This window comes from Stenotrophomonas sp. Ps181, assembly GCF_025697425.1.
Taxonomy (GTDB): domain Bacteria; phylum Pseudomonadota; class Gammaproteobacteria; order Xanthomonadales; family Xanthomonadaceae; genus Stenotrophomonas; species Stenotrophomonas sepilia.
Genome location: NZ_JAHWBI010000002.1, coordinates 37,851 through 55,561, shown reverse-complemented (window position 1 = coordinate 55,561; position 17,711 = coordinate 37,851). Strand labels below are relative to the sequence as shown.

Below are 17,711 nucleotides of genomic sequence, written 5' to 3'. Positions count from 1 at the left end.
GAAGGTGGCGGACGATGCGTGGTTGCAATACCGGGAACGGTAGCCACCAAACCGGCGGGCGCGAAGCCCCCACGCACCGTCCGCCAAAGAGGCAGATGGGTCGCCCGCCGTCGGCGGAGTTTTTCCGGCAACGGCGGGCGAGTTTACTGGCTACCGATTCGACGGGATTGCAAGCCCGACCGCTGCAACCGCAGCGGCTCGCCATCATGGGCACGGCAGGGCCTGTCGTTCCAATCGATTTGGAGCGCGCGAAGTGCCGGAACCGGTAGGCACAATCACTTATCGCATTCGGCCCATCGTTCCGCGCACGGCGCCATTGGCGACAGCCTGCGCGGGAGGTGTTGCAGTGCCGACCAACGGTCGGCACCCACCACGGCAATGCAGGAAGTACCCACCACCCGAATGCCAGACATGAAAAAACCCGCCACAAGGGCGGGTTTCTTCGCGGGGACCAGCAATCCTTGCGGATTACTTGATCTTGCCTTCCTTGTACAGGACGTGCTTGCGCACGACCGGATCGTACTTCAGGAATTCCATCTTCCCCGGGGTGTTCTTCTTGTTCTTGTCGGTCGTGTAGAAGTGGCCGGTACCGGCCGAGGAAATCATACGGACCTTATCGCGCTTGCCTGCCATGATGCTTTACTCCTCAGACCTTTTCGCCGCGCGCACGCAGCTCAGCCAGAACGGAATCGATGCCGTTCTTGTCGATGGTGCGCAGTGCATGCGCGGAAACACGAAGCTTGACCCAGCGGTTCTCGCTGGCCACCCAGAAACGGCGCTCGTGCAGATTCGGCAGGAAACGACGACGGGTCTTGTTGTTGGCGTGCGAGACGTTGTTACCCGTCTGCACTCGCTTGCCGGAAACCTGGCATACGCGGGACATTGCGCACCTCGATAGTAGTAGTTGTCAGCCCGTAGCCCGGGCGACGGCGGCCTCGATGGTTGCCCACCACACGTCAAGAGAATCAAAGGGTTACGCTGGCGTTGGGCGGCCGGGGACGTGCTCCCGGGGGCGCCGCCCGGTAGAAAACCGGACACAGCGAGCCGCGCATTATGCACGGGTTCAAGCACTTGCGCAAGTTACCCACAGGCGGGGCAGAACCGGCGGGGCCGGGGGGACTTCGCCAACCGGCATACTGGCCCGGATCACTGCGGAGCTTTCCATGCGGCTGCTGGCCCTGACCTACGGAACCGAAGGCGATACGCGCCCGCTGGCCATGCTCTGCCATGGGCTGATCGGCGCAGGCCACGCGGTGACACTGCTGGCCGATGGCGGCACCCTGGGCAGCGCGCAGGCCCTGGATGTGCCCCACGCGGCCCTTGAGGGCGACATCCATGACGAAGTGGTCGCTCTGGTGTCGCGTGGCAACGGTGTTGCCGCCGCCAGTACCGGTCTGGCACGGATGGCGCTGCAGCATGTCAGCGGCTGGATGCGCCAGGCCGATGCCGCCGCCGAAGGCTGCGATGCGATTCTGACCGGCGGACTGGCGGCCCTTGTCGGCATGAGCGTGGGCGAACGTCGGGGTCTGCCGGTCATCGGCACCGGCATGATTCCGCTGACCCCGACGCGAGCCTTCCGCTCTCCGTTCCTGCCACCCGGACGCTCGCCGGGCTGGTTGAACCGGGCCAGCTACGGGTGGGTCAACGGCCTGATCTGGCGCCAGTTCCGCCGGCCGATCAACGCGGCACGCCAGCAACTGGGGCAATCGCCGCGTCGCGCGCTGTGGTCCGGCCTGCCGATGCTCTATGGCATCTCCCCGCAGCTGCTGCCGCCACCGGCGGACTGGCCGGCCGACCACATCGCCTGTGGCCAATGGCGGCTTCCTGATGCGCCCTGGACGCCGCCAGCCGATCTGCAGGCCTTCCTCGATGCCGGGCCGCCGCCGGTCTATCTGGGCTTTGGCAGCATGACCGGATTCGATCGCGAGCGCGTGCTGCCGGCCCTGCTGCAGGCGCTGGCACCGCGCCGGGTGCTGCTGTTTCCAGGGTGGGCCGGATTGCCGACGGGCGCGCTGCCAGCAGATGTGTTCGTGCTCGGCCCGACGCCACATGAAGCACTGTTCCCGTATTGCGCACTCGCCATCCACCATGGTGGCAGCGGCACCACGCATTCGGCCTGCCGCGCCGGCATTCCCTCGCTGGTGATGCCGTTCGCCGCGGATCAGTTCTTCTGGGCCGATCGCCTGTATCGGTTGGGCGTGGCACCGGCACCGTTGTCACCGAAGCGACTGGATGCAGCAACGCTGGCAGCCGCCATCACCTTCGTTGAAGCCGACGCAACACGCGCACGCGCGGCGGCCCTGGGCGCGGCGATGGGCCATGAGGACGGGGTGGCACGTGGGGTGGCAATGATCGAGCGCTGGTTGCGGCCGGTGTAACCCCGGCCGGGCCTCAGCGCAGGTGCGGAATCACCTGCGCCAGCAGATGGGCATCCTTGAGCGCGCCGTGCAGGCCGCGCTGGCTGGGAATGCGCAGGCGCTGCAGCACATCATCCAGCTTGTTGCCTTGGCCCGGCCAGCGTCCCCGCGCCAGCTTCAGGCTGCAGGTGATGCGGCAGTGCTGGGCCAGCGTGCCGGGGATACCGGACAGACGCAGCTCGTTGTCCAGGAAGCCCACATCGAAGGTGGCGTTGTGCGCGACCATCTCGCTGCCGCGCAGGAAGTCCAGCAGTTCGGCGGCCTTGCTGGAGAACAGTGGCTTGCCCACCAGCATCGCATCACTGATGCCATGCACGCGCTGTGCACCCCAGTCGACCCTGCGCTGCGGCTGCAGGTAGGTGTGGAACTGGCGGCCGGTGAGCTGACCATCGATCAGTTCGACGGCACCGATTTCGATCACCCGATGCCCCAGGCGATGGGAGATGCCTGTGGTTTCGGTATCCAGTGCGACGATGCGGCTCATGTGAGGCGATGTTTCCTGTTACGTGCTGTGGTGATTTTCGCATGCCGGTAGAGCCAGGCCCGCGCTCGGCTGGCGCGCGTAGCGCGGGCTTGGTGATGCCAGAAGCAGCCGAGCGTGGGCTCGGCTCTACAGATGCGCGCGCGCGATCAACCCAGCGCTTCCACCACCCAATCGATGAACACCCGCAACCGCTGGCTCATATGCCGGTTCGGCGGGAACATCACGTGCATCGGCATTGGCGGCAGCTGCCAGTCCTGCAGCATCGGCAGCAACTCGCCGCGCGCCACGTGCGGGTCGGCCATGTAGCTGGGCAGCGCCACCACGCCCAAGCCCGCCAACGCAGCCGCCAGATACGCGTTGCCGTCATCGAAACCGACCGTATAGCGGCCCTGCACCTCGATGCGTTCATCGCCGCGCTGCGTGCTGAATACCCGCGACCGGCCACTGCGCGGGCTGAGGAAGCCGACCATGTGGTGGTCGGGTCCTTCCAGCGCGCGCGGATCGGCCGGCAACCCGAAACGCTGCACATAGCCGGGGCTGGCGTGGAAGCCGATCGGCAGCGCCGCCAGCGGTCGCGCCACCAGTGCCGGGTCGGCCGGGGTGCCACCCCGGATCACACAGTCGACGTTGTCGGCGATGACATCGACCTCGCGGTCACTCACGCCGATGTCCAGCTGGATCTCCGGGTAGCGCGCCTGGAACTCCGGCAGCGCCGGCACCAGCCGCAGCCGTGCGTACGGTCCGGGCACATCCACGCGCAGGCGCCCGCGCGGTTGGGCAGCCGCCTCGCCGAGGCCGCCTTCCACCTCGTCCAGCTCGGCCAGCAGGCGGGCGATACGCGGGTAGTAGGCCGCGCCATCGGCGGTGACGCTGACCCGGCGCGTGGTGCGGTTGAGCAGACGCAGCCGCAGGTGTGCCTCCAGCTGCTGCACCAGCTGGGTCACCGTGGTGCGGCTGATCTGCAGGGTCTGCGCGGCACGGGTGAAGCTGCCGGTTTCCACCACGCGGGCAAATGCCCGCATCGCCTCGAAACGGTCCATGACGGGCCATGATTGTTTGGAATTGACAATCAATCTAGGCCGATCATCGCGGTTTATCCAGACAGCACTGGCGCGGAGGATGGCGTTTTCTCCCTCGGGATCTTCCCCATGTCACAGCGTGATGTCGTTATCCCCACCGGCCGCCAGGCCCTGTACGCGCGCAACCGCTACTCGCCGGCGATCCGGTCCGATGGCTTCCTGTTCGTCTCCGGCCAGGTCGGCAGCCGCGAGGACGGTTCGCCCGAGCCGGACTTCGAAACCCAGGTGCGCCGCGCCTTCGAGAATCTCAATGCGGTGTTGGCTGCCGCCGGCTGCACCTTCGATGACGTGATCGACGTGACCGTGTTCCTGGTCGATCCGGAGAAGAACTTCGAGAAGGCCTGGGCGATCGTGCCCGAGTACTGGGGCGAGGCGCCGCACCCGACCCTGACCGGTATCGGTGTGACCTGGCTGTATGGGTTCCAGTTCGAGATCAAGGTGATCGCGAAGCTGCCTGCAGACCGGTAGGGCCGGCCGCTGGCCGGCAATGTGTCGGGGGTCGAAAAGCGTGTCGACCAAGGTCGACACCTACCAGAGCACATGTGCGCGGCGCACCCGAACGATGTGGTGGGGTCAGAGCCCTTTCCGGAGGAAAGGGATCCGACCCCGCGCCCGGCCCAGCTGAACGGGAGATTCCGACGTATTCCCGAGGCGGCCATTGATATTGTATCCGGCGAAAACCGCTTGCTAGCCTCCCGTCCATGCGCCGGATCACCCGCCAACTGCGTACGTACCTGATGATGCTGCTGATGGCGGCATTCGTGGTCGTGCCGGTGGCCGACGTGCTGGCCTGCGCGGTCGAGCCGCACGACACCACTGCGGTGCACGTGGAAAGCAACGCCAACGATGCCGAGGGTGACAGTGACGGCAAGCACGCCGGTGCCTGCAGCCACAACCACTGCCACCACTCCAACCTGAGCCTGCCGGCCAGCACCCTCGCCGCCTTCGGTGCGCCGCTGCCGGCGCGCTGGATGAATGCCGGCGACGCGGCGACCTATGCGGTCGCCCAGGATGAATTGACGCGTCCCCCCCGGGCGTGAGTTGAGCGCGTCCCGCGATTGCGGGCTCCCGTTTCACTCACAACCGGAATCCCCCTATGTCGATCCTGACACCTCGGTCGCTGCGTGCGGCCGGGCGGGTCGTCGCCGTGTTGCTGGGCCTGGCCCCGGCGGCATCGGTGATGGCGCAAGCCGCCCCTTCCTATGACACCCTGCTTGAACGCCTGGACCAGCTGCCCGGCACCCGCGTCGGTGCGGCGCTGGCCGAGGCCGCCGATGCGCGCGCCGACCAGGCCCGTGCGTTGCCCAACCCTTCTCTCTCCTACTCGGCTGAAAATGCCTGGGGCACCGGCTCCTACGGCGGCATGGGCAGGGCCGATACCGTGCTCACCCTGTCCCAGCCGCTGGAGGTCTGGGGCCAGCGCGGCGCGCGCGTCCGTGCGGCCCGCGCCGAGGCACAGGCGGCCAACCTGCGTGGCGCGCAGAGCCGCAGCGATGTGGCCAGCCAGCTGGCGGTGGTCTATGCACAGGCGGAGAGTGCATTGCGCCGCTACACCCTGGCCGAAGAAGCCCTGTCACTGACCCGCGCCGACGCCAACGCCGTCAACGCCATGGTCAGGCAGGGCCGCGAACCGCAGCTGCGTGCGGTGCAGGCACAGAGCGAAGTGGCCAATGCCAGCGCTGCGCTGGATGAGGCGCAGGCCTTCCGCGATGCCGCGCTGGCACGCCTGGCCGGTGCTGCACTGCTGGATGCGCCGGTGCAGTCGATCGGTGACAGCCTGCTCGACCGTGCGCCGCCGCTGCCGCGCGGTGCCACCGATACCGCACTGGCGGTGCGCATCGCCGAAGCCGAAGCGGATGCGGCGGGCAAGCAGGTCGACGTTGAGCGCAAGCGCGCCCTGCCCGACCTGAGCGTCACTGCCGCGCAGACCCGCTTCCGCGAGGGGGGCGAGCGTGCCTACAACCTCGGGGTCAGCCTCAGCATCCCGCTGTTCGACCGCAACCGCGGAGGCATCCGCGCCGCCAATGCCGACCAGCGCGCGGCCGAGGCACGCCTGGACCAGCAGCGCCGCGACAGCGAGGCGGCACGCCTCTCCGCCGTGGCCGGTTTGAAGGCCGCCGGCAGCCGTACCCGCGCCGCCGATGAAAGCGTGGTCGCCGCCGAAGAGGCGTATCGCCTGGCCCGCATCGGCTTCGACGCCGGGCGCATCTCGCAGCTGGAACTGCGCAGCACGCGCAGCGCCCTCATCACCGCCCGCGCCGCCGCCGTGGATGCGCGCCTGTCGCGCGTCGGCGCGGAAATCGATCTTGCCCGCCTTGAAGGGCGCGCACCCTTTGTGGAGGCCCCATGACCCTGTCCCGTTCCTTCCCCCTGATCGGCGGCCTCCTGCTGACCGCGCTGCTGGCCGGCTGCGCCGGCAACGCGCAGACACCTGCCAATGAAGACCTGGCTGCGGCCAAGGCCGGCACCGACGATGGCCACGGCCATGCCGCCGACAGCAAGGAGGCCAAGGCCGAATCCGCAAAGGCGCCCGCCGAGGCCGATGAGGGTGTCGTGCAGTTGACCCCTGAGCAGATCAAGGCGTCCGGTATCGAAGTGGTCGCGGTCGGTCGCGGTGGCGGCGGCTCCACGCGCCTGTCCGGCCGGGTCGAACCGTCGGTCGGTGCACGCGCCTCGGTAGCTTCGACCGTCACCGGCCGCGTCGAACGCGTGCTGGTCGCGCCGGGCACGGCGGTGAAACAGAACCAGGCGCTGGCCATCGTGGTCAGTGGCGAGGCAGCGGTGTTCCGCGCCAATGCGCTGGCCGCATCCGCCGAGGCCGAGGCCGCACGCCTGGCCTATGGCCGCGACAAGGCGCTGGTCGACCAGGGCGTGGTCGCCCGCCAGGAGCTGGAAGCCTCGCGCGCACGGTCGCTGGCGGCACAGGCCCAGGCCGCTGCCGCGCAGGCCCAGGCCGCTGCCAACGGTGCGCCCGATGCCAGTGGCCGCGTGCGCATCACCAGCCCGGTGGCCGGCATCGTCGGCAACGTGCAGGTCACTCCGGGCGGTGTGGTCGCCGCCGGCAGTGCGGTGGCCGACGTCGCCGACCCGTCGATGAACGAGCTGGTGTTCACCGCACCGCCAGCGCTGGCGGCACAGGTCATGCCCGGCATGAAGCTGGAAGTCAGCGTGCCGGGGGGCAGCTTCACCGCGACCGTCACCGGTGCGGCCGCCGATGTGCGGCAGCAGGGCGGCGTCGCGGTGATCCGCGCCACGCCGGTGGATGCGTCGCTGCCGCCGGCCGGTTCGCCGGTCTCGGCTGTGGTGGTCACCGAAGGCCAGGACGGTTCGCTCAGCGTGCCCGCCGATGCGGTGCAGAACGTTGATGGCAGCAGCGCGGTGTTCGTCGCCGTCGAAGGTGGCTTCAAGGCGCAGCCGGTGCTGGCCGGGCGCCGTGCCGGTGATCGCATCGAGATCCTCGGTGGCCTGAGCGGCAACGAGCGCATCGTCGGTGCCAACGCCTTCCTGCTCAAGGCCGAGCTGGCCAAGGGCGAAGCCGAGCACGGCCACTGAGGAGGCGACCATGTTCAAGCTGATCATTGAAACAGCGGTGCGCCACCGCTGGCTGGTGGTGTTCATGGCGGCGCTGATCGCCGCCGTGGGCCTGTTCCAGCTGGGCAAGCTGCCGATCGACGCCGTGCCGGACATCACCAACCGCCAGGTGCAGATCAACACGGTGGCCCCTGCACTGACCCCGGAGCAGATCGAACGGCAGGTGACCTATCCGCTGGAAACCGCGCTGGCCGGCATTCCCGGCCTGACCACCACGCGTTCGCTGTCGCGCAATGGCTTCTCGCAGGTCACCGCGATCTTCACCGATGCCACCGACATCTACTTCGCCCGCCAGCAGGTGGCCGAACGCATGCGCGAGGCATCGGAAGACCTGCCCGATGGTGCGTCGCCGATGCTGTCGCCGGTCACCACCGGCCTCGGCGAGGTGCTGATGTGGACGGTGGACTTCACCGCGTTCGATCCGGCCAAACTGGCCAAACCCGGTGAAGCGGGCTGGCAGGCCGGCGAGGTCTACCGCACGCCGGAAGGCAACCTGCTGCGCACGCCGGAAGAGCGCGCGACCTACCTGCGCACCGTGCAGGACTGGATCATCGCGCCGCAGATGCGCTCCAGCCCGGGGCTGGCCGGTGTCGATACGGTCGGCGGCTACGTCAAGGAGTACGGCGTGCATCCGGACAGCGCCAAACTGGCCGCGCATGGCCTCGGCCTGGCCGACCTGGTCACTGCCCTGCAGCGTTCCAACGTGCAGGCCGGTGCCGGCTTCGTACAGCGGGCCGGCGAGGGCCTGGTGGTGCGTGCCGATGGCCTGGCGCTGACCACCGACGACCTGGCACAGGCGCCGGTGGCCACCCGCAATGGCGTGGTGGTACGCGTAGCCGATGTGGCCACTGTGGAACTGAGCCGCGCGCCGCGGCTGGGTGCGGCCAGCCGCAACGGCCATGAGGCCGTGCTGGGCACCGCGCTGATGATCGCCGGTGGCAACAGCCGCACCGTGGCCCAGGCCGCAGCGGCGCGCCTGGAACAGGTGAACAAATCGCTGCCGGCCGACATCGTGGCCGCGCCGGTGCTGGACCGCAGCGTGCTGGTCAATTCCACCATCAAGACCGTGGCCAGGAACCTCACCGAGGGCGCGCTGCTGGTGGTGGTGGTGCTGTTCCTGCTGCTGGGCAACCTGCGTGCGGCCACCATCACCGCGCTGGTGATTCCGCTGTCGTTCCTGTTCGCGGTAATCGGCATGAACCGCTTCGGCATCAGCGGCAACCTGATGAGCCTGGGTGCACTGGACTTCGGCATCCTGGTGGACGGTGCAGTGATCGTGGTCGAGTCGACGCTGCTGATGCTGGGCCAGCGCCGCGCCGAACTGGGCCGTGCGCTGACCGCGATGGAACGGCTGCGCGTGGCCGCCGATTCTGCGCTGAAGATGGCGCGCCCTGCGGCCTTCGGCCAGCTGATCATCCTGCTGGTGTTCGCGCCGATCCTCACCCTGGAAGGTGTGGAGGGCAAGACGTTCCACCCGATGGCGGCGACCTTCATGCTGGCCCTGGTCGGTGCCTTCCTGTTCTCCTTCACCTTCGTGCCGGCGATGACGGCGCTGCTGGTGCGCGAGCCGAAGCTGAAGGACGGCGATGCACATGCGGACGACGGCGAGCACGAGACCAGGCTGATCCGCGTGCTGCGTGCGCGCATCGAGCCGGTGATCCGCAAGGCCGTGGCGCATCCGCGCACGGTAGTGGCCAGTGCGGTGATGATGGTGGTGGTGGGCATCGGTTCGTTCTCGCTGCTGGGCCGCGAGTTCATGCCGACGCTGGACGAAGGCAACGTGGCGATGCAGGCCCTGCGCGTGCCGTCGACCTCGCTGGAGCAGTCACTGGCCATGCAACTGGCGTTGGAAAAGGTGATTGCCAAGCAGCCGGAAGTGGAAACCGTGTTCTCGCGTACCGGTACCGCCGAGGCGGCGATCGACCCGATGCCGACCAACATCTCCGACAGCGTGATCGTGCTGAAGCCACGCAAGGACTGGCCCGATCCGACGCTGGCCAAGGACGCGCTGGTGGCCCGCTTCGAAACGCTGGCCGGGCAGCAGCTGGGCAACAGTTTCGAGTTCAGCCAGCCGATCGAGCTGCGCTTCAACGAACTGATTTCCGGCGTGCGTACCGACCTGGCCGTAATGATCTTCGGTGATGACTTCAGCCAGCTGCAGAAGGTGGCCGACCAGGTGGCGCTGAAGCTGCGTGCGGTGAATGGCGCGGCCGACGTGCGGGTGGAACAGATCTCCGGCCTGCCCACGCTCAACGTGGCCATCGACCACGTGGCGGCGGCACAGTACGGGTTGACTGCGGCGGATGTGAGTGATGCGCTGTCCACCGGCATCGGCGGTACCGTGGCGGGCAAGATCTTCGAAGGCGACCGCCGCTTCAACGTGGTGGTGCGCCTGGATGATGCCGCGCGCAACGATCCGGATCAGTTGGCGTCGCTGCCGATCGCCACGCCATCAGGGCTGGTGATTCCGCTGTCGTCGGTGGCGCGCATCACGGTCAGCGAAGGGCCGAACCAGATCAGCCGCAACAACGGCAGCCGCCGCGTGGTGGTGCAGGCCAACGTGCGCGGCCGCGATCTGGGCGGCTTCGTCGGCGAGGCGCAGGCCGCGGTGGCCGACGTGGCGCTGCCGCCGGGTGTCTACCTGACCTGGGGCGGTCAGTTCGAGAACCTGCAGCGCGCCGAGAAGCGGCTGGCGACGGTGGTGCCGGTGGTATTCCTGCTGATCGGCAGCCTGCTGTTCATGGCCCTGCGCAGTGGCAAGGAAGCCATTCTGGTGTTCAGCTGCGTGCCGTTGGCGCTGGTCGGCGGCATCCTCGCACTGCTGCTGCGGGGCATGCCGTTCTCGGTGTCGGCGGCGGTCGGCTTCATCGCCGTCTCCGGCGTGGCCACGTTGAACGGCCTGGTGCTGATGCAGGCGATCCGCGAGCGCCTGGATGCCGGCGACCTGCCACTGCAGGCGGCGATCAACGGTGCGTCCAGTCGCATCCGCGCGGTGCTGACCACGGCACTGGTGGCAATCGTCGGCTTCATCCCGATGGCGATTGCCAGCGGTTCCGGTGCGGAGGTGCAGAAGCCGCTGGCGACGGTGGTGATCGGTGGCCTGATCACCGCCACCGTGCTGACCCTGCTGGTGCTGCCGACCTTCGCTGCACGGGTGGCCAAGCCGCGGGCGGTGGGCTGAGCTGAGAGGGGGTCGGAGCCCTTTCCGCGGGAAAGGGATCCGACCCCGTGACCGGGTCGGATTGCCGGCCAGCGGCCGGCACTACCCGGTAACGGTCAGGCCTTCTTGCGCTCGGCGATGTAGGACTGGATCTGCTGTTCCAGCACCGGCAGCGGCACCGAGCCCTGCTTGAGCAGGGTGTCGTGGAAGCCCTTGATGTCGAACTTGTCGCCCAGCTCCTTCTCCGCCTGCGCACGCAGGCGCACGATGGCGATCTCGCCCAGCTTGTAGCTCAGCGCCTGGCCCGGCCAGGAAATGTAGCGGTCCACTTCGGTGGTCACTTCATGCTCGCTCAGCGCGGTGTGGTCACGCAGGTAGGCCAGCGCCTGCTCGCGGCTCCAGCCCTTGCTGTGCACGCCGGTGTCGATCACCAGGCGCGCCGCGCGCCACATCTCGTAGGTCAGGCGGCCGAAATCCTCGTACGGGGTTTCATAGATGCCCATCTCCACGCCCAGCTTCTCGCAGTACAGCGCCCAGCCCTCGCCATAGGCGGAGATGTAGGCGTTGCGGCGGAACTCCGGCAGGTTCTTCTGCTCGGCGGCGATCGCGCCCTGCAACGCATGGCCCGGATCGGATTCATGCAGGGTCAGCGCCGGCAGGTTGTACAGCGGGCGCGACGGCAGGTTGTAGGTGTTGAGCCAGTAGGTGCCCATGCCACCGCGGCCGGCGGTCCAGAACGGGGCGATGTCCGGCGGCACCGGCACGATGGTGAAGCGTGCGCGCGGCAGCGTCATGTACTTGCCCAGCTGGCCATCGGCCCGCTTGGAGATCCACGCGGCGCGCGACAGCAGCTCTTGCGGTGTCTTGGCGTAGAACTGCGGATCGGTACGCAGGAAGGTCAGGAACTCGGCGAAGCTGCCCTTGAACTTCACCTGCCTGATGATGTCGTTCATCTCCTTCTGGATGCGTGCGACTTCCTCCAGGCCGATGCGATGGATCTCGTCCGGCGACAGGTCCAGCGTGGTGTATTCGTGGATCTGCTGCCGGTAGTACGCCTTGCCATCGGGCATCGCTTCGGCGGCCAGGGTGGTGCGCGCCTGCGGCACGTACTCGTTGACGAAGAAGGTGCGCAGCTGCTGGAACGCCGGCACCACCTTGCCGCTGATCGCTTCACGCGCCTGCGCCTGCAGCCTGGCCTGCTCGGCGGCCGGGATGGTGGTGGGCAGTTTCTTGAACGGCGCGTACAGCGGCGATTCGGTCGGGTCCTTCAGCTCGGCGACGGTGGCGATGGACACTTCGCGGCCATCGAGCACCGCGCGCGGCACGCTGAAACCACGCTTCAGGCCGGCGCGCATGTTCTCGGTCTGCTGGCCGAAGTAGCGCGGCACGTCGTTCAGGCGGGCAATATAGTTCTGGTAGTCCTGCACGGTCTTCATCTCGCGCCGGGCCATGAAGGACAGGTTGGACCAGAACGAGGAATCGGCGTTGAACGGCATTTCGTAGCCGCGCAGGCGCGTCTCTTCGGCCAGGTTGAACACTTGGTCGTGGTAAATCGCGTAGTTGACCTGGTTGTCCGGCGACAGGGTCTTCGGGTCGATCTTCTTCAGTGCGGCCAGGGTCTCGTCCCACACCTTCAGGCGTGCCTGCTGGGCGGCCGGGCCGACGTCAGGCATGCGGGTGGCGTTGGCCGGAGCGTCCTCGTCCTCGCTGGCCTCGCCACCTCCCTGCTGGCGCCACTTCCACTCCTTCTCGTACAGCGCGCGGAAGGCGGCGTCGGCGGGCGATTCGGCGGCCACGCTGGCCGGTGCGGCGGTGGCGGCGGGTGTGGCCACGGCCACGGCGGGGGCGGACAGGGCGAGCAGCAGGGCGACGGCAAGACGGGTTTTCACGAGCACAGGTTCCCGGGAAGGCAGGCCCCGATCATGGCACCGCCCACGGTCCAAGGCATGGGACGAAGGTCCTGCTTGCAGCGCAGGCAGGACCGGGAACCGGCCGCAAGTAGGGGCCCCAGCGCCGGAGGCGCGTGGTAGAGCCGACTGGGTAGAGCCGACCGTTAGTCGGCTGCTCTTCCGCCAGACGCGGCAAAGCCCGCGCTCAGCGCGAAAGTCGACTGACAGTCGACTCTACCCACGGCAGACCGCATCCCGGCGCAGCCTCAGTGGCTGGCCCTGTCGCGCTTCCAGCCGCGGTGCTTGATGTCCAGGTGCAGGCTGTACAGGGCGGTAAACGCCGGGAACAGGTTCTGCAGCACGCCCACCGAGTCCTGCTTGGCCGAGAACAGGAAGTAGCTCAGCGTCATCAGGCTGCCGATCACGCTCATGTACCAGAACAGGCGCGGGATGACGGGCTTGCCGGCGCGCTTGGAGGCGATGAACTGGACCAGCCAGCGGCCGCCGAACATCAGTGCGCCGGTGTAGCCGATCAGCTTCCAGCCGGTCACATGCAGGCCGGTCCAGTACAGCCAGGTCAGGGGCTGATCCAGCCAGTGCAGCTCCAGATCCATCAGCGCTCCTCCACCGCGGTGCGCTTGCTTCGGGTGATCAGCCAGGCCACGCCACGCAGGTCGCGGATGCCGACCAGCGCGCGGCCGAGGTTGTTGTACTTGGACACCCCGGCGGTACGGTGGCGGTGGTTGACCGGCACGCTGGTGGTCTTCCAGCCGGCACGCTGCATCAGCGCCGGCAGGTAGCGGTGCATGTGGTCGAAGTACGGCAGGTCGAGGAACGCGCTGCGTTCGAACAGCTTGATGCCGCAACCGGTATCGGGCGTGTCGTCGCGCAGCATGCGCGCACGGATGGCGTTGGCCCACTTGCTGGCCCAGCGCTTGCTGCCGCTGTCCTGGCGGTTGACGCGCCAGCCGGCGAACAGCTTCACCTGCGCGTCGGCGGCGTCGCGTGCAGCGAGCAGCTTGGGAATATCGGCCGGATCATTCTGGCCATCGCCATCCAGGGTGGCGATCCACGGCGCCCGCGCATGCTTGACACCGGTCCGCACGGCGGTGCTCTGCCCGCTCTGGTTCACATGGTGCAGCACGCGCAGTTCCGGGGTGGTCGCCTTCAGTCCCTGCAGCACCGCCAAGGTGTCATCGCGCGAGTGATCGTCGATGTAGACGATCTCGAACGGCAGCCGGCCACGCAGCGCGGCGGTGATTTCGGCGACCAGCGGGGCGACATTGTCGCGCTCGTTGAATACCGGGACGACGACGGAAAGCTCGGGTTGGCTCATAAGGCACTCGGCCAAAGGGGGGACAAAGACCGCGCATTCTCCGAAACCGAGGTTATCCGAAGATGAACCCGGCGGCGTGAGGATCCGTCCTCAGGCGCGATCGCCAAAATACTCGCGGCACCACTGCACCACAGGCGGCAGACCTTGTTCGATCGGGGTCACCGCATCGAAGCCGAAAGCGTCATGTGCGCGCCGGGTATCGGCCATCGTGCGCACCATGTCGCCGGGCTGCATGGGCTTGTAGACCTTCTGCGCAGGGCGGCCGGCGGCCTGCTCGATCACGCTGATGAAGCGCTCCAGCTCGACCGGCGTATGGTTGCCGAGGTTGAACACCCGGTGCGGCACCGGACCGTCGGCCGGATGCGCGAGGGCGCCGAGGATACCGGAGACGATGTCGGAGACATGTGTGAAATCGCGCTGCATGCGGCCTTCGTTGAACACGTCGATCGGCCGACCGGCCAGCACTGCGCGCGAGAACAGCAGCGGTGCCATGTCCGGCCGGCCCCACGGGCCATACACGGTGAAGAAGCGCAGCCCGGTGGCATGCAGGCCGTACAGCTGCGCGTAGGTGTAGGCCATCAGCTCGTTGGCCGCCTTGGTCGCCGCGTACAGCGAGCGCGGCTGGTCCACGCGCTGGTCTTCGGAAAACGGCGGCGTGGCCGAATCGCCGTAGACCGAACTGCTGGAGGCATACACCAGGTGCTGCACGCCACGGTGGCGGCACAGCTCGAGCATGTTGACGAAGCCGACCAGATTGCTGTCGACGTAGGCATGCGGGTTTTCCAGCGAATAGCGCACGCCGGCCTGCGCGGCCAGGTGGATCACCGCGGTCGGCTTCACCTCGTCGAACAGTGCGGCCAGGCCCTGCTGGTCGGTCAGGTCCAGGGTGCGCAGGTCAAGCGCCGGACACAGCGCGGCCACGCGGTCACGCTTGATCTGCGGGTCGTAGTAATCGTTGAAGTTGTCCAGGCCGACCACGGCCTGGCCGGCCTCCAGCAGCGCGCGGGCGGTGTAGGCACCGATGAAGCCGGCAGCGCCGGTGAGCAGGATGGTCATGGCAGGGGCCTGGGAACGAAGTTCAGGCCCCTGATGTTACCGGTCTCAGAACAAACCGAAACGCTTCTTCGCCACGTTGGTGCGGCCGGGCTCGATCAGATCGTTGATCTGTTTCGCATCGAAGCGGTCGAGCAGGGCGTCGGCGCCCTTCTTCAGCTTCAGATCCATCTCTTCGGGGTACAGCGGAACCAGGCTCATGAAGCTGATGGTCCTGCCATCCTCCAGCTCCAGCGTGGCGAAGTCCTCCGGGGCGGTCACCGGCGGCAGCACGATGGCACCGTCGAAACCCACGCCCGGCGCATAGGGCTCGCTGGGATGGCCGTTGGGAATGGTGTGGCCGAAGCCCAGCCAGGTGTCGTACTCGTGCGGCAGCCGCGCCATGCCCTTCAGCAGGCGCACCGGCCAGTAGTTGCGCTCATCCTCGAAGGCGTCCTGGGACATCGGCCAGTCGGCCGGCAGGGTCACCATCAGTTCCATGTAGCGCGGCACGTCCGCATCCACCTCGGCGGGCACGGTCATCGGCAGGTCACTCATGCCGGAAGTGACCAGGCGCAGGTACGGGCAGTGGTCATTGGCCGGCACCACGTGCACGTCGATGTGCACCAGGTCGGAGATGATTTCATGGAAGACACCGGACACCGGGCCCAGATGGCGTTCGATGTGGGCACTGATCGCCTCGATGTGCCGTTCTTCGCCGATGGCGAGCACGAAGTCCTTCTCACGGCGGTGTACCAGTATCTGGGTGCCGTCCGGGCTGACGTCCTCGTAGTCGTTGCTCATGTCCTGCTCCCTGGATGAGGCCACGGGCCGGAAGGCAGTGCATTCCCCCGGCGCGCGTGGCAGTGCGTTCCCTGTCATTCGCCGGGCGCGGCAGGAACAGGCCGCCCCCCCGACGCGGCGCCGGGCTCAGCCCTGGCGCGTGCGCAGTTTTTCCAGCACGCCGTCCAGGGTGTCCAGGTCGGTGTAGTGGATGATCAGCTTGCCCTTGCCGCCACGGCCGTGGCTGATCGCCACCTTGGCGCCGAGCGCTTCGGACAGCTCGGTTTCCAGCGAGGCAATGTCGGCCTGCTGCACCTTCGGCGTGGCCACCGGACGGCTGCTCGGCACCTTGCCGGCGGCGAAGGCCTGCGCGCGCCGCTCGACCTCACGCACCGACCAGCCTTCGTCGGCCGCTTCCTGGGCCAGCTTGCCGGCCAGTTCGGGGGCCAGGGTCAGCAGCGCGCGGGCGTGGCCCATTTCCAGGCGGCGGGTTTCCAGCAGCAGGCGGATCGCCACCGGCAGTTCCAGCAGGCGCAGCAGGTTGGACACCGCCGCGCGCGAGCGGCCGACGGCCTCGGCGGCCTCGGCATGGGTCAGGGTGAACTCGCTGATCAGGCGCTGCAGCGCTTCGGCTTCTTCCAGCGGGTTGAGGTCTTCGCGCTGGATGTTCTCGATCAGCGCCATCGCGATGACGGTGCGGTCTTCCAGCTCGCGCACCACCACCGGCACTTCGTCCAGCCCGGCCAGCTGCGATGCGCGCCAACGGCGTTCACCGGCGACGATTTCGTAGTTGCCCGCCGGCAGCTGGCGCACCAGGATCGGCTGGATCACGCCCTGCGACTTGATCGAGTCGGCCAGCTCGGACAGCTTGCCCTCGTCCATCTCGCGGCGCGGCTGGTACTTGCCCGGCTGCAGCTGGCCGACCGGCAACTTGCGCAGCACTTCACCCGGCAGCGGCTCGATCACCGCGGTGGTGGCCTGCACCTGGCTGACCGCGCCTTTCGGGCCCAACAGCGCATCCAGACCACGGCCGAGGCCTCGCTTCTTGGCTGCCGGCTTGCTGCTGGTCATCAGACGATCTCCACGGCCTTGCCGGCCTTGTTGCGTTCGTTGTTGCGGCGGATGATCTCGCCGGCCAGGCCCAGGTAGGCCACGCCACCGCGCGAGGCACGGTCGTAGCCGACGATGCTCTGGCCATGGCTGGGTGCCTCGGCCAGGCGCACGTTGCGCGGCACGATGGTGCGGAACACGCGATCGCCGAAGTGCTCGGTGAGCTCGGCCGACACCGCGTTGGCCAGGTTGTTGCGCACGTCGAACATGGTGCGCAGCACGCCTTCGATCTCCAGCGCCGGATTGAGGTTGGCACGCAGCGCTTCGATGGTTTCCACCAGCGCGCTGAGGCCTTCCAGGGCGTAGTACTCGCACTGCATCGGCACGATCACCGAATCGGCGGCGGCCAGCGCGTTGAGCGTCAGCAGCGACAGCGCCGGCGGGCAGTCGATCAGGATGTAGTCGTACTCGTCGCGGATCGGTGCCAGCGCGCGCTTCAGCCGCTGCTCGCGCTCGCTCTGCGCCATCAGCTGGATCTCGGCGGCGGTCAGGTCGATGTTGCCGGGCAGCAGATCGTAGCCTTCGGCGGTCTGCACGCGTACATCGGCGGCGCTGGACTCGCCCAGCAGCAGATCGTAGGTGGAGGCGGCCAGCTCACGCTTGTCCACGCCACTGCCCATGGTCGCGTTGCCCTGCGAATCCAGGTCGACCAGCAGCACGCGCTTGGGTGCGTTGGCCAGGGAAGCGGCCAGGTTGACGGCGGTCGTGGTCTTGCCGACGCCACCCTTCTGGTTGGCGATGGCGATGATGCGGGCCATGCGGGTGTGCCTCGTCGACGTGTGCTGGGACCGGTCATTATGCGTACAACCGGCCCCTTGCGGAAATCGTGG

Annotated in this window: 17 protein-coding genes; 6 read left to right on the top strand and 11 right to left on the bottom strand. The window is 67.9% G+C overall.

What is annotated here, in order from left to right:
• Positions 1–468 precede the first annotated feature (468 nt).
• Positions 469–636, bottom strand: coding sequence for a 50S ribosomal protein L33 (gene rpmG, locus KXV01_RS03830; protein WP_169411268.1), 168 nt, complete (start codon positions 634–636; stop codon positions 469–471).
• A gap of 10 nt (positions 637–646) precedes the next feature.
• The gene (rpmB, locus tag KXV01_RS03825; protein ID WP_005411638.1) at positions 647–883 is read right to left on the bottom strand and encodes a 50S ribosomal protein L28; all 237 of its coding nucleotides are present in this window, start codon (positions 881–883) and stop codon (positions 647–649) included.
• Between the two features lie 280 nt (positions 884–1,163).
• Here rpmB and KXV01_RS03820 point away from each other — a divergent pair, with 280 nt between their 5' ends.
• On the top strand, positions 1,164–2,378 hold the full coding sequence (locus KXV01_RS03820) for a glycosyltransferase (RefSeq protein WP_111096689.1): 1,215 nt from the start codon (positions 1,164–1,166) through the stop codon (positions 2,376–2,378).
• Positions 2,379–2,391: 13 nt separating this feature from the next.
• Here the strand turns inward: KXV01_RS03820 and dnaQ are convergent, their stop codons facing one another.
• Both dnaQ and KXV01_RS03810 read right to left on the bottom strand, forming a co-directional pair.
• Positions 2,392–2,901 carry a DNA polymerase III subunit epsilon gene (gene dnaQ / locus KXV01_RS03815; protein ID WP_014648871.1) on the bottom strand — a complete coding sequence of 170 codons (510 nt, stop codon included), beginning with the start codon at positions 2,899–2,901 and terminating at the stop codon, positions 2,392–2,394.
• Positions 2,902–3,047: 146 nt separating this feature from the next.
• Entirely contained in the window at positions 3,048–3,941 is an 894-nt protein-coding gene (locus KXV01_RS03810; RefSeq protein WP_049415951.1) for a LysR family transcriptional regulator, read from the bottom strand.
• A 108-nt stretch (positions 3,942–4,049) separates the two neighbouring features.
• On the opposite strand from KXV01_RS03810, the gene KXV01_RS03805 reads away from it, so the two are divergent.
• The 5 genes from KXV01_RS03805 to KXV01_RS03785 all read left to right on the top strand — a co-directional run bounded on the left by KXV01_RS03805 (position 4,050) and on the right by KXV01_RS03785 (position 10,752).
• Entirely contained in the window at positions 4,050–4,448 is a 399-nt protein-coding gene (locus KXV01_RS03805; RefSeq protein ID WP_164284087.1) for a RidA family protein, read from the top strand.
• A gap of 233 nt (positions 4,449–4,681) precedes the next feature.
• Positions 4,682–5,020 (top strand): hypothetical protein, encoded by a 339-nt coding sequence (locus tag KXV01_RS03800; RefSeq protein ID WP_049415948.1) that lies wholly within the window; start codon positions 4,682–4,684, stop codon positions 5,018–5,020.
• A gap of 56 nt (positions 5,021–5,076) precedes the next feature.
• On the top strand, positions 5,077–6,330 hold the full coding sequence (locus KXV01_RS03795; RefSeq protein WP_049438288.1) for a TolC family protein: 1,254 nt from the start codon (positions 5,077–5,079) through the stop codon (positions 6,328–6,330).
• Positions 6,327–7,532, top strand: a complete 1,206-nt coding sequence (locus KXV01_RS03790; RefSeq protein WP_263467511.1) for an efflux RND transporter periplasmic adaptor subunit — start codon at positions 6,327–6,329, stop codon at positions 7,530–7,532. The genes KXV01_RS03795 and KXV01_RS03790 overlap by 4 nt, the downstream gene beginning before the upstream one ends.
• A gap of 10 nt (positions 7,533–7,542) precedes the next feature.
• Positions 7,543–10,752: a CusA/CzcA family heavy metal efflux RND transporter gene (locus KXV01_RS03785; protein WP_263467510.1), complete on the top strand. Its 3,210-nt coding sequence runs from the start codon at positions 7,543–7,545 to the stop codon at positions 10,750–10,752.
• 95 nt (positions 10,753–10,847) lie between these two features.
• On the opposite strand, the gene KXV01_RS03780 is transcribed toward KXV01_RS03785, so the two are convergent.
• The 7 genes from KXV01_RS03780 to KXV01_RS03750 form a co-directional block, all read right to left on the bottom strand.
• Positions 10,848–12,620 (bottom strand): DUF885 family protein, encoded by a 1,773-nt coding sequence (locus tag KXV01_RS03780; RefSeq protein WP_263467509.1) that lies wholly within the window; start codon positions 12,618–12,620, stop codon positions 10,848–10,850.
• 266 nt (positions 12,621–12,886) lie between these two features.
• Complete coding sequence (locus KXV01_RS03775) at positions 12,887–13,234, bottom strand: lipid-A-disaccharide synthase N-terminal domain-containing protein (protein WP_049415940.1); 348 nt, start codon at positions 13,232–13,234, stop codon at positions 12,887–12,889.
• Entirely contained in the window at positions 13,234–13,956 is a 723-nt protein-coding gene (locus tag KXV01_RS03770; RefSeq protein WP_049415938.1) for a glycosyltransferase family 2 protein, read from the bottom strand. Before KXV01_RS03770 ends, KXV01_RS03775 begins: the two co-directional genes overlap by 1 nt.
• 90 nt (positions 13,957–14,046) lie before the next feature.
• On the bottom strand, positions 14,047–15,012 hold the full coding sequence (locus KXV01_RS03765) for an NAD-dependent epimerase/dehydratase family protein (protein WP_049415935.1): 966 nt from the start codon (positions 15,010–15,012) through the stop codon (positions 14,047–14,049).
• A gap of 45 nt (positions 15,013–15,057) precedes the next feature.
• Complete coding sequence (locus KXV01_RS03760) at positions 15,058–15,792, bottom strand: suppressor of fused domain protein (RefSeq protein ID WP_049415934.1); 735 nt, start codon at positions 15,790–15,792, stop codon at positions 15,058–15,060.
• A gap of 126 nt (positions 15,793–15,918) precedes the next feature.
• On the bottom strand, positions 15,919–16,842 hold the full coding sequence (locus KXV01_RS03755) for a ParB/RepB/Spo0J family partition protein (protein ID WP_049415931.1): 924 nt from the start codon (positions 16,840–16,842) through the stop codon (positions 15,919–15,921).
• A complete protein-coding gene (locus KXV01_RS03750; RefSeq protein WP_049415928.1) occupies positions 16,842–17,639 on the bottom strand; it encodes a ParA family protein in 798 nt (265 codons plus the stop codon). Before KXV01_RS03750 ends, KXV01_RS03755 begins: the two co-directional genes overlap by 1 nt.
• Positions 17,640–17,711: the final 72 nt, after the last annotated feature.